Annotated in this window: 21 protein-coding genes; 11 read left to right on the top strand and 10 right to left on the bottom strand. The window is 37.9% G+C overall.

Annotated features, from left to right (window positions below):
• Positions 1–446 precede the first annotated feature (446 nt).
• Genes F9U64_RS20090 through F9U64_RS20080 form a run of 3 tightly spaced genes read right to left on the bottom strand, consistent with a single transcriptional unit; the run spans position 447 to position 2,004 of the window.
• Positions 447–1,067 carry an NAD(P)-dependent oxidoreductase gene (locus F9U64_RS20090; RefSeq protein WP_153406681.1) on the bottom strand — a complete coding sequence of 207 codons (621 nt, stop codon included), beginning with the start codon at positions 1,065–1,067 and terminating at the stop codon, positions 447–449.
• Positions 1,068–1,084: 17 nt separating this feature from the next.
• Entirely contained in the window at positions 1,085–1,435 is a 351-nt protein-coding gene (locus F9U64_RS20085) for a hypothetical protein (RefSeq protein WP_153406680.1), read from the bottom strand.
• A gap of 41 nt (positions 1,436–1,476) precedes the next feature.
• Positions 1,477–2,004, bottom strand: a complete 528-nt coding sequence (locus F9U64_RS20080; RefSeq protein ID WP_153406679.1) for a helix-turn-helix domain-containing protein — start codon at positions 2,002–2,004, stop codon at positions 1,477–1,479.
• A 159-nt stretch (positions 2,005–2,163) separates the two neighbouring features.
• Here F9U64_RS20080 and F9U64_RS20075 point away from each other — a divergent pair, with 159 nt between their 5' ends.
• On the top strand, positions 2,164–3,021 hold the full coding sequence (locus F9U64_RS20075; protein WP_153406678.1) for a hypothetical protein: 858 nt from the start codon (positions 2,164–2,166) through the stop codon (positions 3,019–3,021).
• Between the two features lie 15 nt (positions 3,022–3,036).
• Positions 3,037–4,137, top strand: a complete 1,101-nt coding sequence (locus tag F9U64_RS20070; RefSeq protein WP_153406677.1) for a PIN domain-containing protein — start codon at positions 3,037–3,039, stop codon at positions 4,135–4,137.
• Between the two features lie 492 nt (positions 4,138–4,629).
• Here the strand turns inward: F9U64_RS20070 and F9U64_RS20065 are convergent, their stop codons facing one another.
• Positions 4,630–5,022 carry a hypothetical protein gene (locus F9U64_RS20065; protein WP_153406676.1) on the bottom strand — a complete coding sequence of 131 codons (393 nt, stop codon included), beginning with the start codon at positions 5,020–5,022 and terminating at the stop codon, positions 4,630–4,632.
• A gap of 261 nt (positions 5,023–5,283) precedes the next feature.
• Between F9U64_RS20065 and F9U64_RS20060 the strand changes: the two genes are divergently transcribed.
• From F9U64_RS20060 to F9U64_RS20030, 7 genes are all read left to right on the top strand, one after another.
• A complete protein-coding gene (locus F9U64_RS20060; RefSeq protein WP_153406675.1) occupies positions 5,284–5,559 on the top strand; it encodes a hypothetical protein in 276 nt (91 codons plus the stop codon).
• A gap of 522 nt (positions 5,560–6,081) precedes the next feature.
• Entirely contained in the window at positions 6,082–7,374 is a 1,293-nt protein-coding gene (locus tag F9U64_RS20055; RefSeq protein WP_153406674.1) for an extracellular solute-binding protein, read from the top strand.
• 112 nt (positions 7,375–7,486) lie between these two features.
• Positions 7,487–8,362 carry a carbohydrate ABC transporter permease gene (locus tag F9U64_RS20050; RefSeq protein ID WP_153406673.1) on the top strand — a complete coding sequence of 292 codons (876 nt, stop codon included), beginning with the start codon at positions 7,487–7,489 and terminating at the stop codon, positions 8,360–8,362.
• Positions 8,363–9,253, top strand: a complete 891-nt coding sequence (locus tag F9U64_RS20045) for a carbohydrate ABC transporter permease (protein WP_153406672.1) — start codon at positions 8,363–8,365, stop codon at positions 9,251–9,253. It begins immediately after the preceding gene.
• Between the two features lie 15 nt (positions 9,254–9,268).
• Positions 9,269–11,029, top strand: a complete 1,761-nt coding sequence (locus tag F9U64_RS20040; RefSeq protein ID WP_153406671.1) for a glycoside hydrolase family 2 protein — start codon at positions 9,269–9,271, stop codon at positions 11,027–11,029.
• 88 nt (positions 11,030–11,117) lie between these two features.
• Complete coding sequence (locus F9U64_RS20035) at positions 11,118–13,274, top strand: family 43 glycosylhydrolase (RefSeq protein ID WP_194287451.1); 2,157 nt, start codon at positions 11,118–11,120, stop codon at positions 13,272–13,274.
• Between the two features lie 135 nt (positions 13,275–13,409).
• Positions 13,410–14,333: an ArsR/SmtB family transcription factor gene (locus F9U64_RS20030; RefSeq protein ID WP_153406669.1), complete on the top strand. Its 924-nt coding sequence runs from the start codon at positions 13,410–13,412 to the stop codon at positions 14,331–14,333.
• Positions 14,334–14,789: 456 nt separating this feature from the next.
• Here the strand turns inward: F9U64_RS20030 and F9U64_RS23430 are convergent, their stop codons facing one another.
• Complete coding sequence (locus F9U64_RS23430; protein ID WP_266095264.1) at positions 14,790–16,610, bottom strand: S-layer homology domain-containing protein; 1,821 nt, start codon at positions 16,608–16,610, stop codon at positions 14,790–14,792.
• 20 nt (positions 16,611–16,630) lie between these two features.
• On the bottom strand, positions 16,631–17,026 hold the full coding sequence (locus F9U64_RS23425; protein ID WP_266095263.1) for a glycoside hydrolase family 5 protein: 396 nt from the start codon (positions 17,024–17,026) through the stop codon (positions 16,631–16,633).
• A 776-nt stretch (positions 17,027–17,802) separates the two neighbouring features.
• On the opposite strand from F9U64_RS23425, the gene F9U64_RS20015 reads away from it, so the two are divergent.
• Positions 17,803–19,803 (top strand): acyltransferase family protein, encoded by a 2,001-nt coding sequence (locus tag F9U64_RS20015; RefSeq protein WP_153406668.1) that lies wholly within the window; start codon positions 17,803–17,805, stop codon positions 19,801–19,803.
• A gap of 121 nt (positions 19,804–19,924) precedes the next feature.
• On the opposite strand, the gene F9U64_RS20010 is transcribed toward F9U64_RS20015, so the two are convergent.
• From F9U64_RS20010 to F9U64_RS19995, 4 genes are read right to left on the bottom strand one after another with little or no spacing between them, the layout of a single operon-like run.
• The gene (locus tag F9U64_RS20010; RefSeq protein ID WP_153406667.1) at positions 19,925–20,875 is read right to left on the bottom strand and encodes a substrate-binding domain-containing protein; all 951 of its coding nucleotides are present in this window, start codon (positions 20,873–20,875) and stop codon (positions 19,925–19,927) included.
• Positions 20,876–20,890: 15 nt separating this feature from the next.
• Positions 20,891–22,393, bottom strand: a complete 1,503-nt coding sequence (locus tag F9U64_RS20005; RefSeq protein WP_153406666.1) for a response regulator — start codon at positions 22,391–22,393, stop codon at positions 20,891–20,893.
• Complete coding sequence (locus F9U64_RS20000; protein WP_153406665.1) at positions 22,371–24,128, bottom strand: sensor histidine kinase; 1,758 nt, start codon at positions 24,126–24,128, stop codon at positions 22,371–22,373. The genes F9U64_RS20005 and F9U64_RS20000 overlap by 23 nt, the downstream gene beginning before the upstream one ends.
• A 24-nt stretch (positions 24,129–24,152) precedes the next feature.
• Positions 24,153–25,394 carry a HAMP domain-containing protein gene (locus F9U64_RS19995; protein WP_153406664.1) on the bottom strand — a complete coding sequence of 414 codons (1,242 nt, stop codon included), beginning with the start codon at positions 25,392–25,394 and terminating at the stop codon, positions 24,153–24,155.
• 273 nt (positions 25,395–25,667) lie between these two features.
• Between F9U64_RS19995 and F9U64_RS19990 the strand changes: the two genes are divergently transcribed.
• Complete coding sequence (locus F9U64_RS19990) at positions 25,668–26,750, top strand: ABC transporter substrate-binding protein (RefSeq protein ID WP_153406663.1); 1,083 nt, start codon at positions 25,668–25,670, stop codon at positions 26,748–26,750.
• The last annotated feature ends 48 nt before the right edge of the window (positions 26,751–26,798 follow it).

Genomic DNA, 26,798 nt, shown 5'->3' with positions numbered 1-26,798 from the left:
CAGGAAAAGCTGAAGGTATTCGGAATGGGTGTGAATGCCTTGAGAGGAAAGAAAGGAGAAGCTGAAGGTATTCGGAATGGTTGTGAATGCCATGAGGAGAAGGCCAGGAGAAGCTCAAGGCATTCGGAATGGTTGTGAATGCCAGGAGAGAAAGGCCAGGAGAAGCTGAAGGTATTCGGAATGGGTGTGAATGCCTTGAGAGGAAAGAAAGGAGACGCTGAAGGTATTCGGAATGGGTGTGAATGCCATGAGGAGAAGGCCAGGAGAAGCTCAAGGCATTCGGAATGGTTGTGAATGCCATGAGAGAAAGGCCAGGAGAAGCTGAAGGTATTCGGAACGGGTGTGAATGCCTTGAGAGAAAGGCAAAGAGAAGCTCAAGGCATTCGGAACGGGTTTAGTCACCTTGAGAAGCAGAAAAAGAGAACGCCTAATCATTTACCCTTCTCTTAATAAGCAATCCCCACACGAAAGTGAACAAAATTTTTCTCGAACAGCTCTGCGTATGCAAATGCTGCAGTATCTCCTGTCTTAATCTCCTTGCCATCAAGCGGGAGTAAATTTTTTTCTGTTAGGTATTGGCCTTTTTCATGACCCTCAGGTAAATAAGTAGGGCACACGATTGTCCATTCAAGGTCTGATTCTTTCAAATGCTGATAGGCAGCCAAGTGATCTTCTGCAGCGGTTGTGGACCGGCGTTTGGATTCATTTGTCTGGAAACGATACTTATCCGGCTGGCTCCGGCTATCCAAAATTCCTGCAGTTCCGATTGTAACAATCCGGGAAATCTCATGCTGTTTCATTGCATCAATAATTAGCGGCATGCTTTTGGTAAGTGTATTATTTTTGTCTGTGTTTAAAGCGCTGATCACAACATCAGCATCAGCCATCGAACTAGCAATATCTCCTTCATTCAAAACATTTCCGTCTATAATATTCAAATAATCAGACTGTATCGTCAGTTTTTCAGGTGAGCGGACGAGTGCGGTGACATGATGCTGATCTGCTATCGCCTTTGCTAAAATCTTATTGCCGACTCTTCCTGTCGCACCTAATAACAAAATATTCATCAAAATCTCTCCATTCTTTATTCCGTTTCTCTTACTTCAATGTCTGTTACATCCTTTGCAGGTGCTGTCCCCATATGTTTGCAGGATAAACAAAACAGGTACCACTCTTCTTTTTCCCTTTTATAAAACTTTATCATCCTGTAAATCTGAATAACACTCAAGATACAAAAAAGTGTGAGGACAGTAAGGAGCAGCCAGGCAAAACTGTGATTTCTACTGTAGAGAAAAGCAAAAGGAATCACTAGCCATATCATCAAAACAAACTGATTAAAGCACGCGCGATGCCGTATCAGTCGAATCACCTCCGGATCATCACAACTATTACAAGCAATTTTATCTAAAGGATACTTTGACGGTATACCGAACATTTTTCTTCCTCCTCGCAAAATGAGAGCTTGTCCCGGGATATTTAAAATAATGGGATTGGCTTCATTTTGCCTTTCTCGAAATTGAATTCCATCTTGTGGACGCGAAGCCGCGGGAAGTCTTCTTCTTTAGTCTCAGGCACTGCTTCATACATCCGCTGCATTCCTGCATAGGAAATTAACCAAGTGGAGCCTGACTTCCGGACTTCTCCTTTCTCAAAATTGCCGCGATCAATTGCTTTGCGAATAATATTGCCATCTGACAGTTTCCAGATTTCAGCCGCTTCTTTAATTGATAAAACATGATCCAGTGTCATTTGATTAATTGGTGTGAAAGGGACTGGGCCGACAATCGAGCCAATCATCCCTTTTTTATAAAACATTACATCATCTATAGTAAAGTCCCCCAGAGAGCTGTATTCACATACGCCGATTTCCTCATTAGCAATTAATGTTTGTTTGATTTCTTCTAAGCTATGTAACTGTGTAAGTTCACCTGTTTGTTCCTGCTGGTAAATGGCTGCCGGCCATAATCTGCTTCCTCTTATTGTATAAATCTGAAATAGTTCCACTTCACTTCCTCCTTTAAACTTCTAAAAAAAATGATTGTATTTTTTTATCTTTCGTTATATGATAATTCAACAACGATAAATTTACATTAGTTATCGAATTTTAGCCATAATTAAAATTTAGCATAAAATAATTGCTGAATCAAGAGGAGGAGAAAAAATTTGGAAACAATCGTCATTATTATCATGCTTATTCTGGGTTTATTAGTATTTTTTACGAAAGATCACGATTTAGAAGGTTTGAAGGAGCAATTACATTCCGTAAAAGAACAACTTCAAGACAAACAAGAAAAGTTAAATGATCTGACAGTGGTACAGGAAACCATTGCCAAAAAAGGAGAAGAGCTGCAGGGTGTGCTGAAACAGTCACAAACAGAGCAAGAAAGCTGGCTTCAGTTTAAAGAACAGTTTATCCAAAAGCGAAACACCATATTACAATCCAGTCTTACAGAAGGACAGGCACTCAGTATCCTGAATACATACAATCAGACTGACCTGGATGAAATGAGCAATCTGGAATTATTCAGTACGTATGAAGAAAATATTCACAGTTATAAAGAGGTTCTTGAAGAGCGAGATAGCTTTTTTGAAAACCAGTTATCGATCGAAGATGAAATGGAGGAGGATGACCAGTTGCTGGAAGAGCAGGAACTGATCGCGGAGCAGGAATGGGAAGAAGAGCAGGAGCTGATAGAAGAACAGCAACGACAGGATGATGAGTTTCAGACACAAATGGATGAGGAACAGCGACAGTTGGATGAACAGCTGCAAATGGAAGAACAGCAGCGATTGATGGAAGAGCAGCAAAGGCAGATGGAAGAAGAGATGAACAATACCAATGGCGATATGATTCGCGCTGAAATGGAAGATGGCGAGGCAAACGGGATGGGCTTTCATTCTGATGATTACAGTAACAATGACCCTTTTGATGATTTCGACTCACAGCAAGATGATTATGATTCAATGGATGACTATAACAGTTATGATGATTTTGGCCATCATGACCCAAATGATTATTAGAGAGGATGTTGATTAATGGAGATTATTAATTTTGTCTGTTACTGGATGGGGCTTCCCTTCCTGATTGGTTGTATATTATTTTCGATTTATTCTCATTTGCTTCATGAAATGCTTGGTATAGAAGATGACAGTAAGAAAATTGATTACGATTTCGTAGATGGCATCCTTTCTGCCATCTTCATACCAGAGTCAATGATCTGGCGCTTGAGTTCAGAAAAAGACAGTAAAGAAAAAATGGACATCCTTACTTTCCTGTCTTTTCTTGCCATTGGTTTTCTTATCGTTTCCAACATTTCTGCTGGTTGGAATTGGACTCAGGCGTTGAAGGAAACGGTTATCGTTCTTCTTGCTTTTGGAATGGTAAAAAGGATGTTAGCTGTATACCAGGTCTGCCGTCTCTTAAAGGTGAAGAAAGCGGTGAGAGTAATGGAAACAGAAAGGGAGGATGTCGAAGGACAGTTTACTGACTTAACTAAGATAGTCAAAAAGGAAAAGAAGGCAGCAGCCCAATTAAAAAAAGAGATCCATTCTGTTCGTGCACGAAACAAACAAATTTATCTTTATATGGAACAATTGCATGCAGAGCTGGAGAAACACCTGGTGTCTTATAATGACATGTTAAAAATTATGAATACAAATATCAGCAGCTTGAGATATTGGGATAATAAAAATGTGAGAATTGCCATCGACACAAACATCCTGATGGAATGTGATGACTATATCATGGAAGAGCTTAAACGTCATAAACTGTTGATCAGCAAAACAGTGCAGGGGGAATGGGATTATAATATAAAAAAGGGAGACGCTGAGAAGAAATCCAAAGGCAAGCGAGCTCGTGACAGGTTGGATGAACTTGTTGAAAATGGCAAACGCACAAACAAACCGTGTGATTTTATCGTCAAAAAGTGGAATGCTCAGTTTATGCGAGCTAACAATCTGCGAATAGACGAAAATGATGAAAAAATTATTGCAGATTATCTGTATGAATACCAGAGCGAGGAAGACATTGTGATCCTGTCTGCAGACAAAATGTTCACAATAAGTGCGAGCATTCATATGCCCGTTATCCGTATGGAAAAGGTGAACCTATTTGCTGGAGAAGTGGAATTCGTATAAAAATGGGGAGAGGGTTGAGACATAAAAACATTCGAAAATTGCATAATAAATACACAAGTGTCTCATTACAAATGTACTAATTTAGTTTGTGCTAGCTCACCGCTGGGGAAAATACTCGCTTTCACCACGGGCATAAGGGCGACATCTACTCAAGCAAAATGCGCTTGAGCAGTGTCTTCTTTACCGTGGGCACGGCTTCAACTAACTTGGTAAAGAAAGTCACTTTACCAAGTGGATTTTCAGCTCGCGCTGAACAACTGGAGTCTCGCATTTTCCCCAGCTTTTTGTGATCTTCTAGACTAATAAGTGGAACGAATACCATCATGAAAAGAGGGGCACTTGAGGGAAGATCAGGCACGTTCATTTATTCCAATGAAAGTCTCGCTCCAAAAGAAGGACCAGTTATTGAGTATAGGATGATAGATTCTGTTTTCAAAAAGCAAATAATCCAGACGATTCAATTAATTTGTCCGGATTGCATAGGGACTACTTTCATACATACATTTTTACTGAGTCTGGATATCCTTTTTTTCTTCCCGCAACAATTGTGACAACAATACTGCAAATACTAATAATAATACCTGCAACAGCGACGATAATCACCCCGAAGTCAGGTGCAAGAAAGCCTACTGGAATAAGGATTAAAAAACTAAGAACGAAAAATCCTTGATAAATGGCAGAAACGATTCTTGCAACTAGATGTTGAAAAAAAGCTAAAATAAGAGGTGGCAAAAATAATACTACTACCATCCCGGCAGACAGCAAAAGCCCAATTGGTTCATCAAAAGAAACGGTATTAGGTCCTGTCGGATTTTTTGCAGCTAATAACAGGATAATAATAGCGAATGTCAGGGTTAAAAAAATCATAGCAACTCTCTTCCACATATCGAATGCTCCTTTATCGAGATTATTATTACAGACGTTAAGCTCTTGATAAGTTTCGCTAAAACGGAGGAAAAATATCCCGCTTATCAAAGTCACTCTTTATTATACTAGGTTAAACCTATGAGGGAAATAAGGCTCGAGGCGTAGCAAATGGAAGGTTGGTGAACGTGTAATCCTGTGTCCACCGTCAAGATAATTGTGATACACTTAAACTATCTTATACCACTGCTTCCATATGCAGGAATACAGGAGGTGCAGATATTGTTGCAAGTTGTTGGAATTATTTTATTTGCTATTCTTCTCTTAACTGTTATAGGTTTTTTCTTTTTTTATGCTGTTGGTTTTATTAGACCTGCCGCGGTACAAATACAACTTTTTGGTATTCATCTCACTCTTTTTGGGGGAATCTTGCTAATGATAGGGTCGACTGGCACTGGCTTTTTCATTATGTTATTAGGTTTAGCTCTTGGTGTTTTTGGCAGTTTTAAGAGTGAAGATTCTACTAATCCAGAAGCAGAAAGTAAAAAGGCAGATTAATTTTTGAAGAGGGAAGCAGGTCGAAACGGTTATAAATTGTTCTCTCTTTGCTTATTGGAGGAAGCGGAAGGTTTCGGAACTTACGCACATAATGACAGTAATTGCAGCTATTCAATATACTAAGGGTAATATAATGCAACCCTAGGATTCCTTTCAACTTGATGGGAATCATTTTTTTTACTTTCTCAAGAGTCGAATCTTGTAATTAATACAAAAAAGATGTATCAAAACGTAATAATACTTTTCGCCAATCAAATGTAAATGATCTAAAAAAGTGGAAAAATCAATTAAATCAAGCTAATAGAAATAATATCCCTGACTTAGATAACTATAATATTTAATTTGTTACCCGTTATGATATAAATGTCGAAAGAAAGATATAAATAAATTAACCAAAAAGGTGCAATAAGTGTTGACATCTATAAAATGTAAGCGTATTCTATACCTAAGTTACAGAAAAAGTGTAATTAAACATTTTATTTGTAACTAATATAATATTCAAAGATAAAGGGAGGAGCCAGCATGAAAAAGGGGTTTAGTACACTTATTGTTGTCGTTTTCGCTGCGTTGTTATTGACCGCATGTTCCAATTCTGGGACAACAGGAAATGATGTGGAAATTCCGGAAGGGGCTACGGAAGTAGTGATGTGGAATTTGTTTAGTGGTGGAGATGCGGGGTACATGGATGAAATTGTGACGGCATTTAATGAAAGTCAAGACAAGTATTTCGTAAATAATGTGCAGCAGGAATATGAAGAATATTATACAAAGTTACTTACAAGTGTAGGATCAGGAAAGGGACCTGATCTGGCAATAGCTCACAGTCATGTTTTGCCTGAACTAGTCAGCCAGGGACTCGTAACGAATATTAATGATTATGCGGCGGATGTTGGGCTTGTTTGGGATGAGTTTAATCAAAATGTTTTAGATGTCACTATTTATGATGGCAATAACTATGCTGTGCCAATCGATACTCACCCGGAAATTATGTATATTAATAATGATCTTGTCCAAGAAGCTGGACTGCTGAACGATGATGGCACACCAAAATTTGAAGAAACTCCTGAAGGCTTTGTTTCATTTTTAACTTCTCTTAAGGAAGCGCTGCCAGAAGATAAAATAGCTTTCGCTTTCCCTAGTGCTGGGGAGGACCCGTACCGAATCTGGTGGGCGCTATATAACCAGTTGGGAGGAGAGAATATCGTTTCCGGTGATCTGGAGAATCCAACTTATGCCTTGGACCACGAGAAAGCAATTACAGCAGCAAACTATATTTATGACTTTTACCATACACATGAAGTTACGCCTATAAATTTAGCTGATTTCTACAGCGACTTTCAATCAGGGAATGCAGCAGTAATGTCAACAGGTGTTTGGGCGACTGGAACGTGGGAAACGACAGAAGGTCTTAATTTTACCCCAATGCCTTTCCCGAATATGTTCGGCCAAGAAGCTGCATGGGCAAGCTCCCACACTTTTGTACTGCCATATTATAACGAGCCCGATCAAGATGTACAAAAAGGTGCCGTTGAATTTATGAAATTTGCTACAGATAATGGCACAATGTGGGCGAAAGCTGGCCATATTCCGGCTAAAGATACTGTTGTTGAATCGGAAGAATTTAAAGAAATGCCATATCGCAGTGAGTACGCGGAAGTCGCTGATTATGTAAAATATGCAGACCGTACTGTTCATGCGCGTGGTATCCAGGATATTGTTGTACGTAATCTGGATTTATTATGGGCAGGAGATGCTGCGGCAGAAGAAGTGTTTTCGACAATTGAGAAGGAAGTAACCGAATTGATAGCGGAATAAGTGATTAGATAAGATCTGGTCCTGACATTCCTGTCAATATATCTGTCACCATACGGTTGGAATACCTGGACCAGACCTGATTTCATTCATCCTTACAAAAGGAGGTTAATTGATGATAAAGAAACAGTGGAATCAAGATTTAAAAGCAATCCCGTTTTTATTGCCATTCTTTATTGCTTATGTGATCTTTACGATTTTTCCCATTTTCAAAGGGTTGGAGATGAGTCTCTATGAATGGACTCTGGTTCGTAAAATAGAATTTGTCGGACTCGAAAATTATGTGAAAATGTTTTCGGATGTACACTTTTGGCGAACGTTATGGAATACGACTTTCTTTGTAATATTGACAACACCTGCGATGGTTTTGCTGGCATTAGGGTTGGCATTATTGGCGAACTTAAATACGAAATTAAGGACATTTTTCCGTGGTTCCTTTTTCATTCCGAGTATCCTGTCGGTTTCCGTTATTTCTTTTCTGATGATTTTTATGCTTCAGCCATATAACGGATTCGTCAACAATATCATTCAGATGTTCGGGATTAACTGGGAGCCGATGTGGATGGCAGATAGAGGATTAGCATGGGTGACCATTGTTGTCGTTACTTTATGGTGGACGGTAGGTTTCAATATGATCTTATTCTTAGCGGCTTTACAGGATATTCCTGCTTCCTTGTATGAAGCGAGTGAAATTGACGGGGCTTCCCGCTGGGATATGTTCAGGTATATCACCTTGCCGCAGCTTATTCCTATCGGACGAGTGGTGCTTTTGTTACAGATACTTGCATCCTATAAAGTATTTGCCCAGATTCTGTTAATTACTGGTGGTGGACCAGGCGGGGCAACAAGGCCGTTAATTCAATACATTTACGAGGTTGGCTTTAAACAAAACAATTTAGGATATGCTGCGACAATGTCGTACGCTCTATTCTTTATCTTGTTAATTCTCTCTATTGTCCAATTAAAGAATCAAAGATCGGGGGAGAACTAAATGAGTGATCCGCAAACAGGACATGAAACACTTGGCCGAACGAAAAGAAGCAAAAGTACGGTCTTACAGCGAAACAGAGATCCGAAACTAGGTTTGAAGGTGACGCTGGGGTTTATTATAGCGGTGATTTTTATCCTGCCGATCATCTGGATGTTATTTGTTTCCATTAAGCCAAATGGATTTTCTACAACGGAGCCTTTGGAATGGTTCTTACCGCCATATACCTTTCAGAATTATACGGACATAATGTTTGGCAGTTTAATCTTTCGCTGGTTGTTGAATAGTGTAGTGGTAGCACTTATTACAACCGTTTTAACTTTACTGATAACATCACTCGCGGCATTTGCTATTTCGCAGATGAAATTTCGCTACAAAAATTTTATTTTTATCTTCTTTTTGCTGGGATTAATGATTCCTGGTGAAGCAACCATAATCCCTCTTTATGAGGTAGCAAAAAGCTTAGGGCTGATCGATACGTATGCAGGCTTAATTTTGCCGATGATTGCCTCACCAATGGGAGTGATTATATTAAAAAGCTTTTTTGATAATGTCCCGAAAGAAGTGGTTGAAAGCGCGATTATCGATGGGTGTTCCTATTTTAAACTGTTTTACAAGATTGTTCTGCCATTAGCAAAACCAGCGTTATCAGCTATCGGTATCTTTACATTTATCGGTTCATGGAACAACTTCCTATGGCCATATTTATCGATAATGTCTGAGACGCTTTACACGTTACCAGTTGGGCTGCCGGTGTTTAATGCCACCTACTCACAGGCATATGTGCAGCCGATGACAGCGAATGCGATTGCCTCCATCCCTGTCATCATCGCATTTTTAATTTTTGAAAAACAAATTGTAAAAGGAATCAGCTTTACAGGAATAAAAGGATAATAAAGGAGAATTCACATGACAGAAAAAACAATGACCTATCAAAGAACAGAATACCCAAGACCGCAATTTCAACGGAAAAATTGGATCAATCTTAATGGAACATGGAAGTTTGCGTTTGATGATGAAAATATGGGAGAAAGCAGTCAATGGCACCAGGACTTGACAGATTCAAGAGATATCCAGGTTCCGTTTACGTATGAAACAAAAGCAAGCGGCATCGGTGAGGAGAAATTTCATCCTTATGTATGGTATCAGAGATCATTTGACATACCAGTTGAGCAGATTGGCAAGAAGGTGATGCTGCGTTTCCAGGCATCTGATTATATAACAAAAGTATGGGTGAATGGTGTATATATTGGCAGTCATGTTGGTGGTAATGCTGCTTTTAGTTTCGATATTTCCCAGGCAATTACAACGAGTGAGAAAAATAATCTGATTGTGAAGGTGGAAGACAGTGACAGCTGTTATCAGCCAAGAGGAAAACAAAGGTGGAAAAAGGATAACTTCGGTTGCTGGTATGTGCAGACAACAGGGATTTGGCAAACCGTTTGGCTGGAATTTCTTGAAAACAGAAATATTGAGCATGTAAAAATGACACCAAATATTGATACAAACACTGTAGCTTTTGACTATTCCTTGGCAGGAAACATCGATGAGCAACTGAGAGTAGATACATTGATCAACTTTAATGGAGAAAAAGTAAAACAATTTTCTTTCTCTCCAAACCGTTCCACAATAAGGTTTGAAGTAGATCTGTTCGCTGAATTTAATGAATGGAAAGTCATGTACTGGTCACCAGAACATCCTCATTTATATGATGTGACATTCTCTTTATACGAAGCAGACCGCCTGCTTGATGAAGTACATTCTTATTTTGGTATGCGTAAAATATCTATCAAAGATGGACAGGTGCTTTTAAATAACCGTCCTGTTTATCAGAAACTTTTACTAGACCAGGGTTACTGGCAGGATTCAATGCTGACACCGCCATCAGATGAGGCGATGATAGAAGATATCGAAAAAACCCTGGCAATGGGCTTTAATGGGGTGCGTAAACACCAAAAGCTGGAGGATGAACGTTTTTTATACTGGTGTGATAAGAAAGGACTGCTGGTTTGGTCTGAGATGGCGGCAACATATGAATATTCCGATCAGGCAGTGGATAATTTCACCAAAGAGTGGTTGGAAATTATTCATCAGCATTATAATCATCCCTCCATCATCACATGGGTGCCATTCAATGAATCATGGGGAGTACCGAATATTGCGACAAATAAGAGAGAACAAGCTTTCACAGAGTCCATCTACCATTTAACAAAATCACTAGACCCGGAAAGACCGGTTATCGTGAATGATGGCTGGGAACATACTATCTCAGACATTATTACTCTTCATGATTATGAAGAGTTTGGCGAAAAGTTTTTTGATCGATACAAGGATAAAGAGGCGATTGTAAATAATGAGTTATCCCATAACAATCACAAGTATCCATTTGCGAATGGATATGAGTACAAAGGACAGCCAATCATAATTTCCGAATATGGCGGGATCGCATTTAATGAAGGAAGCGGCTGGGGTTATGGCAATCAAGTGGAATCAGAAGAGCAATTCTTAAGACGCTACCGTAGCATCACCAATGCGATTAAAGAGATTCCATATATAACTGGTTATTGTTATACCCAAATCACTGATGTTCAGCAGGAAATTAACGGGTTATTGAAAGAAGATCGAACACCAAAAATAGCGCTGGAAAAAATAAAAGAAATTAATGATTAACACATCTCATGGGATTGTTCGCAATATAAGAACAATCCCTGTTTTACTCTTTGGAGCTGACTTTTATTCTGAAAAAGGAGTGCATTCTATGAAAAAATTAATGGTGTTTTTGTTTGTTGCTGGTTTAGCTTTGTCATTTGTTCTATTAAATAATCATTCCAGTATACGAGCTGCTTCCAGTCCGATCCAGCTTGATAAGAATGATCCGTTCCCAGCTGAATTAAAGGAATTAAAACAATATAAGGTAGAACTAGATGGTCACACACCAGAAAGCGGATTTTACCATAACGAAAATATTCAAATCAACTTTCATGACAGCAAAACATTTGACTGGAAATCAACTGTTGGCATGAAATATGTTTTTGTGAAGGGTGGTAATTCTGGTAATCTCTATACTTATGATCAGGAGGAAACGATGGGGGAAGAGTTAAAAGCACCAAAAAATAACGGTGGACAACAACCGGATATAGGCTATATTACATTTTATTATGAGGAAGATGCGGTAGCGCTGTTTGAAAATCCTGTGATAGGAAATGGGGCAGACCCTTGGATTGTCAGACATACAGATGGCTATTATTATTATACCAATACAACTGGTAACAATATTACAATATGGAAATCTAAAACTATTTCAGGCTTGCAGGAAGCGGAAAGTAAAGTTGTCTGGACACCAGAGCCGGGAGCGCCGAACAGTGCCCATATCTGGGCGCCGGAAATCCATTTTATTAATGGCAAATGGTATATTTATTTTGCTGCATCTGGTGGTGACATGGAAAAACAACGCATGCATATCCTGGAATCGGAAACATCTGATCCATTCAGTGACTATTCTTATCCGGAAGGAACCACTTATGGAAAGATAACAACACCTTCTGACAAATGGGCAATTGATGGGACGATTTTAGAATTAGAAGGACAATATTATTTTGCCTGGTCTGGTTGGGAAGGTGATGTGAATGTGCGTCAGGATATCTACATTGCACCAATGTCCAATCCGTGGACGATAAGCGGGGAAAGGATAGAATTAACAAGACCAGAATATGACTGGGAAAAGATAGGCGAACCACATGTGAATGAAGGGCCGCAATTTTTGCGGAATAAGGATGGTCAGCTGTTTCTGATTTATTCTGCCAGTGGAAGCTGGACAGACGATTATAAATTAGGAATGTTGACATTTACTGGTGCAGATCCGCTTGATCCAAACGCATGGGAAAAGAGCCCGGAACCTGTATTTGAAAAGGATCCAGAAGTTGGTGTGTACGGACCTGGACATAATGGTTTCTTTAAGTCCCCAGATGGAACAGAGGATTGGATTATTTACCATGCAGCCAAGTTTCAGGGATCAGGCTGGGACCGGAATATTCGTATGCAGCAAATTACCTGGAAGGAAGATGGTACACCAAACTTTGGCAAACCCGCAGCAACTGGTGCTCTGTTAAAAGTGCCTTCAGGGGAACAGAGTGGAACACTTACGCCGAAACTTCCTCTCGGTCATAAATTTGAGGCAGAGGAGGCAAGGATAAATCGTGCCCAAATTGTAGCCAATACATCTGCTTCCAATCAGGCAAAGGTCGGTTACATTGATTTTGAGGACAGCTTTATCGAATTTGATGTCGAGCTGCCGCCAGGAGATTATACATTGAAAGTGAGATATGCGAATGGAATGGGTGAACCATCCTCCCACTATGTATCTGTTAACGGGGATTCAGCCGGGGAAGTTACCTATCAAAATCATGGCTGGGACAGCTGGTATTTTGCTGAAAAGGAGATCAGCTTAGATAGCGAAGAAAATAAAATCAGACTGACAAAAGGACAGTCATTTGCCGAAATCGATTTTATTGAAATAGTACCAAATACACCAGAATATAAATATGAAGCAGAACACGCAAACGTGAGAAACACAACTGTCCTTCATACGCTTGCCGCATCCAATAAGCAAAAAGTGAACTTTACTAGTGAGGATAGCGAGCTGGAGTACCGGGTAAAAGTAGAGGAAAATGGTACCTATCAATTAAACTTCGTGTACAGTAATAACACGAATGATACTGGTTCACAGAAGGTGATTATCAACAATCAGGAAATTGCTGAATTAGCGTTTCCGTCAACAGCCGGGATGCTGGAGAGTGCTTCTGTCCTGGTAGAGTTAGCGGCAGGAGTACAAACTATTAATTTATCACACAATGCTGGTGAATTTGCTTTAGATTATATGCAAGTAACCTGTCAGAAGGATTCATCGGATCAATAGTGAAACAAGAAGGGCTTATTCGGATAATGGATAAGTCCCTTTTCCTTCTTTTAGACTACCTTTTATCCAAAAAAATTGGAATATTATAGGGTTTTCATTTATAATATAAGAATGAAAGTTAGGAGGTAGCTTATTTTGCTAGAGTTATCACTGGAAGATCAGAAAAAACTAAGAAAAGTTGCGCGTGCGCTATCTTCAGAAGTCAGGTTGCAAATTATCAGTCTTCTAAGCAGTAACAATATGAACATAAATCAACTGGCTGAGAGTATTGATATTCCGATGTCAACTGCTGCCTCTCATATTAAAGTATTAGAAGAAGCAGGCCTGATTTTGACAGAGCTCCGCCCGGCTAGCAGGGGAGCAATGAAAGTTTGCACAAGAAACTTTGACGATATACATATTAAATTAAATACTTCGAAGATTTACACAGGTGAGTATGAGACCTATGAAATAGAAATGCCGATTGGCCAATATACAGACTTCAGTGTTTCGCCAACATGCGGTATGGCCGACCACGAAGGTTTTATCATTCAGGAAGATGATCCAGTTAATTTCTATAATCCTGCGAGGTCAAAGGCACAACTTATTTGGACGCGAAAAGGTTATTTAGAATATAAATTTCCGCTTGCTATTCCGCCGAATGCAAAAGTTAAAGAAGTACTGGTATCATTCGAAGTGTGTTCAGAAGCGCCAAACCATGACCACCAGTGGCCGTCTGACATTACAGTCTGGCTAAATGGAATAGGTATTGGAACATGGACCAGTCCAGGTGATTTCGGTGACAGGCCTGGCAAGTTAAATCCTAAATATTGGGCGGAAAGTACAAGTACACAATATGGTACATTGAAAACGTGGAAAGTGACAGAAGACAATGCCATGATTGATGATATTCCATTTAGTGATTTGACAATTGATGCTTTGAATTTACATGCGAACAACTTTTTGACATTCCGGGTGGGGATTAAAGAAAATGCGCTTCACAAAGGTGGATTCAACATATTTGGAAAAGAGTTCGGGGACTATCCGCAAGACATTAAGTTGAAAGTTGTTTATCAGTAGTACGTTGGAAATAACAAAAATAGTTAATCTAAAATCCAAACAAAAATTACCCAAGTGTATTACTCATTAATGTACTAATATAGATAGTGCTAGTTCACCGCTGGGGAAAATACTCGCTTTCCATGGGCACGGCTTCAACTAACTTGGTAAAGAAACCCGCTTTACCAAGTGGATTTTCAGCTCGCGCTGTTCCCATTGGAGTCTCGCATTTTCCCCAGCTTTGAAGGGTTTCCTAAACTAATAAGTAGAATGAATATCAACATGTAAGACAGCTTCACTTAAAGTAAGTTTAGGCACGGTCATCTACTCTACCTGAAAGTCTCTCTTTCAAGGAGGAAGCTGAGATTAAGTAGAGAATGAAAGATCCTGTTTTCAGAGAAACAAGTAATCCGAACAATTCACATGATGTTCGGATTACAGTATGGACAAACTACTTTTGGTTCATCCTCTTTATCATTATTTTAAGTTAATCTTTGTCAACAAATTATGAATTGCCGTAACTGCCTGAGCTCTTGTTGTCTGTTCTTCTGCAGCAAAGCTGTTATTCGGAAAACCTTGCATAATATCATGCTGAATAACGGTCTGGATATCTGCAATTGCCCACTGCGGAATTTGTGCTGCATCAGTAAATTGATCCACTGTTTTCTTATTTTCTACTGCATTTACTTCCGCATAATCCACTGCACGGCCTAATATTGCAGCTAATTCAGCACGTGTAACCTTAGACGTTGGACGGAAGGTTCCGTCAGTAAATCCGGCAATTATATCTGTTTCTGCTAAAGCATACAAGCTGTTGGCAAACCATTCTTCACCTGTTATATCAGTAAAACTGGTTGCAGTTGCCTCTGTTTCTAATCCTAATGAGTTTGCCACTATTTGGGTAATTTCAGCTCTGGTGATGGAAGTAACTGGACGAAATGTTCCATCAGGATAACCGTGTATGAACTGTTTATTTGCTATTTGTTGAATAAAATCTTCTGCCCAATGCCCGGAGATGTCTGAAAATTGGACAATAGGTGCAGTTTTCACAGTTTCCCCGGATTTTTCTATCACATATTCTACCTTTTTCCCGCTCCAGAAGTAAAAAGTCAACAATACTCTTCCATCGTTTGTTTCATTAAAAAAGTTTTGCTTTAATTCGATATATCCATCTTCATAATTGGGTGAAAAAGTATAGCCATATTCCTTAAATGGTGTCCAATTCTGTGGACCGGCAATAGTACCATCTTCATAATAGGCCTCCATTGTTGCCAATTGATCACCATGAAAGTCAGTTGGTATCTTGAAGCTGGTGGTTGTACCTTCCGCATCTGCTAGAACTGGCTTGGCATATTGACGTACATCTATTTCCCAATCCACACCACCAGAGAATGTGACAGTGATCGTTGCAAGAGATCCAGTCTTTTCAGATGTAATCAGGGACTGAAGCATAGCTTTTGAGAAAATAACAGTATCTCCGTTAATGGTATAATCAGTACCTTCCTGAAGTAATTGATCCTCAAGGTAAATGTGTTCAAACTGATGCCCATGCATTTTGAAAATTATCTCTTTTTCTGTTACCTGCTCGCCTTTTTCAAGATAAATAAAGTTATCATTTGGTACAGCAGATCGTGTATCCCAGCTTGTTTTCAGCATATTGAAAAATTCCGGATCCGACCATGTGAGCGTATTTCGATTTAGGTGCTGGCCATTATCCCAAAGCATATGCACTAAATTTTTCTCCTCGGCGTAATGGATCATAAACTCAAAAAACTTTAATTTCTCTCCTTGCTGAATTGCTCCGATATCTGTGTCAAAACCTAGTAAACCATATTCCCCGATCACTACCGGAATATTTTTGGCAGTAAAAGTATCATGCACTCGATCAAAAATTTGGATAATATCGTTCTTCACATCATCATTAAATCTAGTATATCCATCAATGTTCACACTAAATGGCCAGAAACCATAAAAATGAACTGTCGCAATAATATGAGGATCATCCAGTTCGACAATATAATCATATAAATTTTCTACATATTGAGGTTCTGACCCTGTATGCAATGTTGGCAAAACTAACGGGCGGACGTCATTGTTCCCACCGGACTCTCTGACAATCTGATGAAAATGTGTATTGAGTACCTCCAGATATTGCAGACTCTCTTCCTCTGTGCCACTGAATCTAGGCTCATTAATGCTTTCAAACATTAATTTGGTTGAGTGATCTTTGAAATGATCGGCTAATTGTGTCCAGATCGCGTCAAAACGAGCGACTGTCTGATCATAATTTTCCTGCATGCCTTTTTCTATCCATATCATTAATCATGATGAACATTGATCATAACATATAAATCTTCCTCTAAGGCCCATTGAACAGTCTGGTCAATTCGCTCTAAATAATCTTGATCAATTTGATAATCACCGCTTGATTCCATACGCTGATCAAATGTAATAGGGATGCGGATACTTTTAAAGCCATCTGCAGCTATCTTCTCAATCAGCTCTTTTGTGACATAAGGGTTTCCCCATGCTGTTTCATCTTCACCAACTGCGTCATACGTATTACCAAGATTCCAGCCGGGCTGCATACTTTCTGCATATTTTTCCATGTCGATTTCTTCTGTTGTATTCTCCTCAGCAAATATTGTTAACGAATGAATGCTGAGGAATAGAATAGCTAAACTAAAGACTTTTACAAAAAAATACTGTTTCAATAGCTAAACCTCCTTATTGTAGTAAGCGCTTACTTTAATAAGATATCATATATATTTTTTGATAAATACCTAAAAATGTAGTGTTGTTTTCATGTTATTTTGAGAGGTACACTACATATTCCTCTTTTTATACCTTATTAAGTCACCACGATGATATTTATATGTTAACCGTAATAATTCTATAGGAAAAGGCTTTCAATAAATTGTATTTATATGTAAAATAGTGTTGAGAATTGACTTAAACACTATACAGCATTTCACAAGGATATTTCCTTTGAAGTGAACAAGGGTGAGATTATGGCAATCCTTAGTCCGAATGGAGGCACAAGGAGAAAAAGTAAAACTTAAGGGGATTTTTTAACTTAAGTAATAGACCAGATTCCCAGTTGGTGTTTTAAGCAATATATCGTTAAGCTTCAAGCTTAAAAGGAAATCCAAAGAGAGCAAGGAATATATTTCCTGTTAATAGTAAAGTAAAGCGGAAAACGAAGGGGAGTAGAGGCAAGTTTTCCTGTTAAAAGTAAAATAAAGCGGAAAACGAAGGGGAGTAGAGGCAAGTTTTCCTGTTAAAAGTAAAATAAAGCGGAAAACGAAGAGGAGTAGAGGCAAGTTTTCCTGTTAAAAGTAAAATAAAGTGGAAAGCGAAGAGCTGAAGAGTGAATATTTCCTGTTAAAAGTGAATTAAAGCAGTTTTTAATAATAGGTATTGGTATAAAGTCTATATCCCCTCGCTCATGCTTATTAAGAATTCAAATACAGGCAAAATGGAGGCTTTTATGAACTCTTCTCAAAAGATAAAAAGAAAATTCAGACCAGAAATTGAAGGATTACGCTCAGTAGCTGCCATACTGGTTGCTGTTTACCATATCTGGTTTGGGAATATTTCTGGTGGAGTCGATGTATTCTTTGTTGTTTCCGGATTTTTAATCACCACATCTCTTTTAAACATGTATGAAAGAAAGGGGAACGTCGATGGCATAGAATTTCTTCTCAGGTTAGGGAAGAGATTGTTTCCCCTAGCTTTTTCAGTATTGATCTTTGTTGTCATCTCTGGTTTTTATTTTTTACCCCAAACACAGTGGGATGTGATTATAGAGGAAGTATGGGCTTCCATGCTATATCTTGAGAATTGGCAACTAGCCAGTAATTCTGTCGATTATTTAGCACAGAATAATGTCGCCAGTCCTGTACAGCACTTTTGGGCAATGGGAACACAATTCCAGTTCTATATTATTTGGACCATTGTATTAATAGCTTTATCAGTACTTGCTAAAAAATCAGGAATTGCAATAAGAAAATTATTGTTTCCTACAATAATTGCTATGTTTCTATTATCTTTAATCTATTCCATTTATATAACATCTATCAATCAGCCTTGGGCTTACTTTGATACATTTGCAAGGGTTTGGGAGTTTGCAACTGGAAGTATTCTTTCTCTAATCATAGTGAAAATTTCTTTTAATAAAGTTACGAATTGGGTTATTGGCTGGCTGGGTTTGTTTGGATTAATCAGTTGTGGTCTGATCCTGCAGGTTGGAGCCATGTTTCCTGGGTATGCTGCTCTGTGGCCTGTTATGGCAGCTGTTATGATATTGGTAGCCGGTGAGAGTGGCGGGAGATTCGGAGTGCATCGGTTACTGAGTGCAAAGCCTCTAGTGAAATTTGGTAGTATATCTTACGGCTTTTATTTATGGCATTGGCCTCTCTTAGTTATCTATTACAATATCTTTGAGAGTGAGAGTGTCCCGGTTTTTCATGGATTATTAATTATGGTATTGGCAGCAATCAGTTCATTTTTAACTACGATTTTATTTGAAAAACCAATTAGAAAGAAGAAAATTAAACCCAAAACAAAACTGGCATTAATATTATTTGGGAGTGCATTTCCCGTCATCATACTTACAGGATCTTGGACATGGCACTTGAAAGATATTCAATCTGAAGCTGTAAAAGTGGAGATAAATAACACCGATCATCCGGGAGCATTTGTGATGGCAACAGATGTAGAGTTTCATTCAGATGAACCTTTTATACCAATAACTGCGAATGCAAAGTATGATTTTCCGGAGAGTTATAAAGACGGATGCCATCAGGAAATGGAAAAGTCAGAAGTCATCATGTGCGAATATGGTGAAGTGGATAACCCTGATTATACAGTTGCCTTAGTTGGCGGTTCTCATAGTGCTCATTGGTTAGCTCCCCTTGAAAATTATGCTCATGAGAATAATATAAAGATACTAAACTATACGAGAAGCGCGTGCAGGTTCTCGAGTGAATCTTATTTATTGACAACTAAACTCGATCAACAGACATGCGCAGAGTGGAATGATGGAGTAATGAAAGAATTAATCGCGAAAGAGCCGGACATGGTTTTTACCACTGCGGATGCTACGGAGTGGAAGGGAATACCAAAAGGTTATGTCGATCAATGGGAAACGTTAGATGACAATGATATCAATATTTTTGCTGTTAAAGATAATCCTAGAGCGGATTTTAACGTTCCGACATGTGTCGAAAAAAATGGTGTGGCTGCGAATGAGTGTGAATTAAAAAATGACCTGGAGGATTTAACTAGGGACATCAAAGAACTTGAAATAAATAATGTTTATTATGCTGATTTAACGGATAAATTTTGCGGGAAAGAAGTCTGCAAACCAGTTATAGGCAATGTACTTGTATACCAGGACGATTCTCATTTAACAAAAACGTATGCTGAAACTTTAACACCATTTTTAGGAGAAGAACTTACAAGAGCACTGAACCATTTTTACAGGTAATCTTTTCAGCTTCTGTCCCAGTAAAAAGAGAGGAGTTTTCCAGTAAAATGGGGGACATGGAGACAGGAGCTTAGTTCTCTTCTTCTTCCACGGAACAAAAAGCCTGTCCCCTGTGTACAAATTAATGTGGAACAGACTCAATCTCAATCGTCTCGGTATATTCTTTTTCTTTGATCTTTTCTCCGTTAACTATTTCCAATAATCTTCGAACTAGAAGGTCTCCCCATTTGTTTTGATTTTGAGAGATGGTGCTGGTAATTTGTCCATTTTCGATTCCTTCCATAACAATTGGTAAATTATCAAACGTAACGGCAGTTTTATCTAGGCCATGTGCTTTCCATACCGTAACAGCTGCAGGGCCGGCCAGTGAATCAATGCCGACAAAACCTTTGAAATCAGGGTAATTATCCACCAATTGCTCAATATTTTTTAATGTATCAGGGTCTGTTCCATTACTATACGCTATTTCTGCTAGCCTTAAATCAGGATATTGTGCTATAGCAGCTTTTAAACCTTCAATTCGCAGCCGTAAGTTTTCCATTGTTGGTAAACCGCTGCTAACAATGATCTTTCCCTTATAATTCATATGCTTTGCCACAGCCTCACCTAAATGCAGGCCAGCCAAATAATTATCTGTACCTATATAGGCATGGCGCATACTGTTAGGGGCATCCGTATCAAAACAAACAACAGGGATATCTTGATCAATTGCTTCATTAATGATAGGAGTGATCATTTCCGGGTCGGTAGCTCCAATTGCAATTCCGTCTACTTGCTGTTTTATATAGGATTCCAGAATCATGGCCTGATCTGCTGCGGAAGCAATTTTCGGTGCATCGATAATGATGTTAATTCCCAGTTCTGCTGCTTGTTCACGAGCGGTTTTCGTTACCTTTTCGAAAAAAGGATGGGCAACAGGATAAATAATAACAAATGTATAATCTGAAGATAACGGTTTTTCCTCCACTTGCCTGTCTTCTTGCAGTAATGGTTGATTGAATTGTGAAAAAATGATAAAAATACTTATACAAATACAAAATCCGAGTAGTAGAAAAATCCATTTTTTTTGCATTTCGATCCCTCATTTTCAGGTGAAGCTAGTCTCCGAAAGCGTTTCAGCTACATGATTTTTATATTCCTTTGTTGTCATTCCTGTCATTTTTTTAAATGTATGACAAAAATAATGAGAATCATTGAAGCCTACTTTATAGGCAATTTCATATGTTTTGTCATTGGTTGTTTGTAATAACACTTTTGCTTGTTCCATTCTTGTATTAGTTAAATATTCTGAAATAGTCTGGCCCATTTCCTTGCTGTAAATATTGCTAAGATAAGATGCACTAATATTTACCTCGTTAGCTATTTCCTTAAGGGACAAACTCGAATCATGATATCTGGCGGCAATTACTTGTTTTACTTGTTGGATCAATTTACCGTACTTGCTGAATTGCTGCTCATGGTGAATTAATAAAGGCTGAAGCATTTTTTTCATAAAATCGATCATTTCACTTTTTGTCCGCACTTGGTGGAGCGAATTTTCTAATGGTTCAATTATGTCCTTGCATTTTTTGTCATAATCGGATTCCTCTAAATAATGACGAAGTGTGATCGTGAAATCTAGTAAGAAATAATAGAGAAATATATTGGAAAGGTCTCTTTTTTGATAAATAAAACTAGCATATGATCGAATAAATGTATCCAATTGACTTTGCTGTCCAAATTTCAGAAAATGAATCAGTTTTCTTCGATCAAAGGATTGCATTAATTCACGATGCACGTCCTGGTGGTCTTGCAAAAAGGGATAAGACTGGATTGCCCGACTGTAACTGTAAGCTTCTAATGCATTTTCATATGATATCGTAATATGTTCATTTCTTGTTTCGATTGAGCCTAACCCAAATAAAAGTGGTGGGTGGTGTGATGTTAATAATTGTTTCATTGCAGCTATTTCCTCGAGTAATTTCTGCTCAATGTCATGTTTTAAAATAAGTACCCATTTCGTTTCTTTTGAAAAGCGTAACGGCTGGTAGCTTGCTATCTTTTGTTCCAGCAGTTCGAGATTTTTTTCGACGACAAGAACAGAGTAATAACTTGCCATTAAATCTACATGAAGGTTTTTGGCCTGGTGGATGATTTCTTCTGTTGACAGGGAACCTTTGCAAAGCTGCTCATAAAGTTCTTCTTTTGTTTCAATTTTTTTAAAAACATTTCTTGTTGTTTCCATTTCCATTCTCACTTTTCTCAAAATAGATACTAAGTCCTTACTGCTGACAGGTTTTAAACAATACTCTTCTACTTGTATTCGAATAGCCTGTCTTGCATATTCAAATTCATCATGTCCACTTAAAATGATTATTTTGACATGTGGCAGTGTTTCTTTTAAAATTCTTGCTAATGTTAGCCCATCCATGAATGGCATTTTAATATCGGTGATCACAATATCTGGTTGATGTCTTTCAATTAATGGTAAGGCCATTTCTCCATCAGATGCATCTCCACAATAGATAAATCCTTCTTTTTCCCAATCAATTTTTTGTGCGATTCCCCGTCGGATCACCGCTTCATCGTCAACTAGAAATACTTTTTTCAATTTCTCCGCCCCTTTTAGGAATGGTTATTACGACTCTCGTGCCAGACCCATTCCAGCTATTTATCTTTAATCCATATTCCTTCCCGTAATATAACTGAATTCGCTGTTGCACATTTATCAGTCCAAAACCGTTTTTTGAGTTCGGCACTACTTCGCCTGAGATTAAATGTTCATTTAATTTGCGCAGTCGTGCTTCATTCATTCCGATACCATTATCAATCACTTCCAACCGAATCTGATCATCGGCTGCTAATGTACCATTTATTCGCAAATATCCTTTGCCGCGTTTATTTTTAATCCCGTGGTAAATGGCATTTTCTACAACAGGTTGTAATAACAGCTTTAAAATGTGGTATTGGTAAAGATTACGGTCTACATCAACTTGTACATCTAAAATGTCTTCGTATCTAGTTTGTTGGATATATAAATAACTATCAATATGAGACATTTCATCTGCAATCGTTATCCAGTCTTTTCCCTTATTAAGTGATATTCTGCTATATTGTGATAAAGCTTTGGTCAGTTCAATAACCGATTCATGCTGTTTTGCTTCTGCTAACCAGACGATAGTATCAAGTGTGTTATATAGAAAATGCGGGTTAATTTGGGCCTGCATTGTACGAAATTCAGCTGCCTTCAATTTCTTCTCCTCTTCAATACTCTGATTTAAAAGCGATTTAATTTTCGAGATCATCTGATTAAAGCTATAACCTAATGTTGCAATCTCATCCTCTCCAACTGGATAGACCTTTGCATTGAGATTCCCTTCGGCTGCCTGAGTCATTTTGTTTTTTAATATACGGATCGGTAAAATCAATTTATTAGAAATAAACATATAAAGTCCAATAACGAAAATAATACTGCTAATAACGGTTAAAAAAATTAATGTTCGGATTTCATTGCTATCTTTCATAATTTCATGAACAGGAGCCAGCCCGATTACTTTCCATTCGGTCATTTCTGCTGTTTCATAAACGTAAAACATAGCATTATCTGTATAGTAGCCATGTTCATTTGCTGAGATATTATCCCAGTCCAAGTTGGTGATAGATGTTCCATTATCCTGTTTTTGCTGAAAGAAAATATCTCGATTATTTGATGTGATAAAAAAGGAGCTGCTTTCCGTTAACTGGACATCATCCAGAACAGAGGTTATTGCAGAAGCATCAATAGTAATTTTCAGAAAACCGATGACTGTATCAGTTATATCCCATACAATCGATTTCTTTATCTCAAGTTTTGGGAAACCATCTCGATAAATAATTTTCATCTTCGACTGGCGGGGATCTTCACTAAACCATTGCTCTGTCTCTATATCATTACGTTGATAGACACCTTTATTATTACTAATTGTTTTCCCTTCTAAGTTCATTATCTGTATGTCATAAATCTCTTCACCTGATAAATAGCTTTTTTGGTAAAAATCAAATAATCTTAAAATCTCTTTGGCCTCTTCATAAGTTTCTTCTTGATGCAGCAGGAATTGAACCGTGCTCTGCTGTTTTCCAATTTCATTAAAGCGATTAATGTCCTGAAAGAGAACATCCAGTTCTCGTGTAATTTGACTTGTTTTGATTTGAGCCAAACTGTAAGCTCGTTCTGAAACAATATTAGAAGATTTCATATAAGATATGAGTCCGATTAAAATTAAAGGAAAAACTGTTAAAAGTACGAACATAACAAGCATTTTTATCCGTAAGCTTTTGTCTAACCATGTGAACCAGTTTCTGTTCATGATACATCATCCCTTAGGTTACATTTAGATAGTAAATTGCCTTAATTGCTTCTGAAGTTGGTCTAAATAGGCAAGTTGCTTATCAGAGTTTTCGGCAATCTCCTCGATTGTAGTTAATTGTTCTTCTCCAAGTGCTCCGATCACTTCCATATTAGTGAAACAGTGAGAGATTTGAGTTTTGAATTCCTCGATATTTTTCTGTAATTGAATGATCATGTTGATGGTATTGGAAGTGTGTTCATTGACGAAAGTATTTTTCACTGGAAGTTGATTTAACTTTTGTTGAAAGCTTAGTTGCTTTTGCAATAAGTTTGCATTTTCACGTTGCAGTTGTTCTAGTTGTATATGCTGCGATTGTAAGTCGCGGGTGATGAGTTGACTGGCAGAGGCCATTTGTTCGCCAGCCGCAAGATTCTCTTCTGTGCTTTGATTGATTTGTCTGGAGGTGTGGATGATCTCCTTGCTTGTATGTTGTACTCTACTAATAATTTGTTTTAAATAATTGGTCATGGCTAGAAAACCGTTATAAAGGTCATCAATTTCATTCGTTGCTTTTACAGGGTTTATCGTGACATTTAAATTTCCTTTGGTGATTTCCCTGGCAAGGTGCTGCAAAGAGTAGATTGGTTTTAACATGTGTTTGGATGTGATCCATATAATGAAAAAAGTCACCACAACTAATAATATGTAGACTGTAATACTTATAACAATGTCTCGGTTGATTTTATCTTTCATTGTCTCCTTTTGAATTTCACTTTCCTGCAAGGTTTTTTGCAGCAATTTCTGAACATGCTCATTTATTAAACCTGAGACAATTCCAATATACTCTTGTGTAATATATTTTTCTTCAGCAGGTGCATTAGATTTTATTTGCATGCCTAGCTTATCGACATATTCCGTTGTTGTATCCAGAATTGTCCTTACCTCCACCAATTCCTTTGTAAAAGGTTGTGCCATTTCCTTTCTTGCAACAGTGTTAAGATGTTCCTTCATTTGAGATAAAATCAGATACTGTCTGCCCTCTTCAAAATATACTTTTCCATAAACAATATCTCTAATTTCTTCCTCTAATTGTTCTCTTAATTCACCATGAATGGAATTAGTTAAATGAACAGTTTCTGTTATATCGTCGTATTGCTTGATATAGTTAATAAATAAGAAGAACTGTATAAGCTGTATAAGACCAAACCAGACGAAAAGTAAAATAAATAAAATAAGAAACTTTGAGCGAATGGATAATTTGCGGAGGTTTGTAAACGCATTCATTAAAATCGCTCCTAACTAATGGTTTTATTGAAAAACTACATTTCTCCAAACATTAACTCTCCTATAGTTTAACTTATTGGAAAGACTTTCAATAGTCTATTTTACCTTTTTTATAAAATAATACACTTCTAGCAAAAAATATTGAACATTATAAAGTAAATTTGATAAATAATTAATTTTTTTCAAAAGAATTTCTATTACAAATTATATGTAAGCGTTTTACAATAATGTGGAACCATTAATTACTGGAGAAGAAAAGGGGAGGTTATCCGAATGAAAAGATTTTTAAAAGTTAAAGGATTAATTGTGTTGTTATTCTTTCTAGTATTATTGTTAGCAGCTTGTGGCTCTACTGATGAAAGCAGTGGAAACGGTGAAAATACAGATAATGGTACAGAACAGACAGCGGAAGATACTAAGCCGGAAGAAACAAATAGTGATACAGAGGAAAAAGAAAGTGATGATCAATCTGCTGAAAAATTAGTAATAGGTTTTTCTCAAGTAGGTGCTGAGAGTGAATGGCGTACAGCTAATACAAAATCGATTCAAAATGCAATTAAAGATGCTGGTCATGAGTTGAAATTCTCAGATGCGCAGCAAAAACAAGAAAATCAGATTAAAGCTATACGTTCCTTTATTACCCAGAAGGTAGATGCAATTGTCTTTTCGCCAGTAGTAGAAACTGGATTTGAAACAGTATTAAGAGAGGCGAAGGATGCTGGTATACCAGTGTTTCTTGTCGATCGTGCCGTAGATGTTGATGACGATTCTTTATGGGTTACGTTCCTGGGTTCTGATTTCGTAGAAGAAGGCCGTAAAGCAGGAAATTGGTTAGTGGAAGAAATGGCAGATCAGGAAGGACCTGTGAATATTGTAGAATTGCAAGGTACAGTTGGTTCTGCACCAGCGATTGACCGTAAACAAGGCTTTGAAGAGATTGTTAGTAAAGAAGATAAGTTTGAAATCATAAAATCGCAAACAGGTGATTTTACTAGAGCAAAAGGTAAAGAAGTAATGGAGGCCTTCCTGAAATCAGATGGCGAAAATATTGATGTATTATATTCTCACAATTATGATATGGCGATTGGTGCGATTCAGGCAATTGAAGAATACGGATTAAAGCCAGGTGAAGACATTAAGATAATTGGTGTGGATGCTGTAAGAGGAGCATTCGAAGCGATGGCAGATGGAAAAATGAATGTAACCATTGAATGTAATCCATTGTTCGGCCCGCAATTAGTAGAGTTAATCGAAAAGCATGCTGCTGGAGGAGAAATTGAAAAACGTATTGCAGTAGAAGAAAGCATGTACACAATGGATCAAGCAGAAGAGCTTCTGCCAACACGTAAATATTAAAAAATAACCATAATGCAATGAAGTAGCCTACAGCAATGCTGATTTGCT

Source organism: Gracilibacillus oryzae, from assembly GCF_009498735.1.
Taxonomy (GTDB): domain Bacteria; phylum Bacillota; class Bacilli; order Bacillales; family Amphibacillaceae; genus Gracilibacillus; species Gracilibacillus oryzae.
Note: the sequence above shows the minus strand (reverse complement) of the source record. Positions and strands in the feature narration are given on the sequence as shown.

Excerpts from the sequence above, each read along its gene's own strand:
- F9U64_RS20090 (WP_153406681.1), bottom strand. The coding sequence starts at position 1,067 with ATGAATATTTTGTTATTAGGTGCGACAGGAAGAGTCGGCAATAAGATT.
- F9U64_RS20085 (WP_153406680.1), bottom strand. The coding sequence starts at position 1,435 with ATGTTCGGTATACCGTCAAAGTATCCTTTAGATAAAATTGCTTGTAAT.
- F9U64_RS20070 (WP_153406677.1), top strand. The coding sequence starts at position 3,037 with ATGGAGATTATTAATTTTGTCTGTTACTGGATGGGGCTTCCCTTCCTG.
- F9U64_RS20065 (WP_153406676.1), bottom strand. The coding sequence starts at position 5,022 with ATGTGGAAGAGAGTTGCTATGATTTTTTTAACCCTGACATTCGCTATT.
- F9U64_RS20055 (WP_153406674.1), top strand. The coding sequence starts at position 6,082 with ATGAAAAAGGGGTTTAGTACACTTATTGTTGTCGTTTTCGCTGCGTTG.
- F9U64_RS20050 (WP_153406673.1), top strand. The coding sequence starts at position 7,487 with ATGATAAAGAAACAGTGGAATCAAGATTTAAAAGCAATCCCGTTTTTA.
- F9U64_RS20045 (WP_153406672.1), top strand. The coding sequence starts at position 8,363 with ATGAGTGATCCGCAAACAGGACATGAAACACTTGGCCGAACGAAAAGA.
- F9U64_RS20040 (WP_153406671.1), top strand. The coding sequence starts at position 9,269 with ATGACAGAAAAAACAATGACCTATCAAAGAACAGAATACCCAAGACCG.
- F9U64_RS20035 (WP_194287451.1), top strand. The coding sequence starts at position 11,118 with ATGAAAAAATTAATGGTGTTTTTGTTTGTTGCTGGTTTAGCTTTGTCA.
- F9U64_RS23430 (WP_266095264.1), bottom strand. The coding sequence starts at position 16,610 with ATGCAGGAAAATTATGATCAGACAGTCGCTCGTTTTGACGCGATCTGG.
- F9U64_RS20015 (WP_153406668.1), top strand. The coding sequence starts at position 17,803 with ATGAACTCTTCTCAAAAGATAAAAAGAAAATTCAGACCAGAAATTGAA.
- F9U64_RS20010 (WP_153406667.1), bottom strand. The coding sequence starts at position 20,875 with ATGCAAAAAAAATGGATTTTTCTACTACTCGGATTTTGTATTTGTATA.
- F9U64_RS20000 (WP_153406665.1), bottom strand. The coding sequence starts at position 24,128 with ATGAACAGAAACTGGTTCACATGGTTAGACAAAAGCTTACGGATAAAA.
- F9U64_RS19995 (WP_153406664.1), bottom strand. The coding sequence starts at position 25,394 with ATGAATGCGTTTACAAACCTCCGCAAATTATCCATTCGCTCAAAGTTT.
- F9U64_RS19990 (WP_153406663.1), top strand. The coding sequence starts at position 25,668 with ATGAAAAGATTTTTAAAAGTTAAAGGATTAATTGTGTTGTTATTCTTT.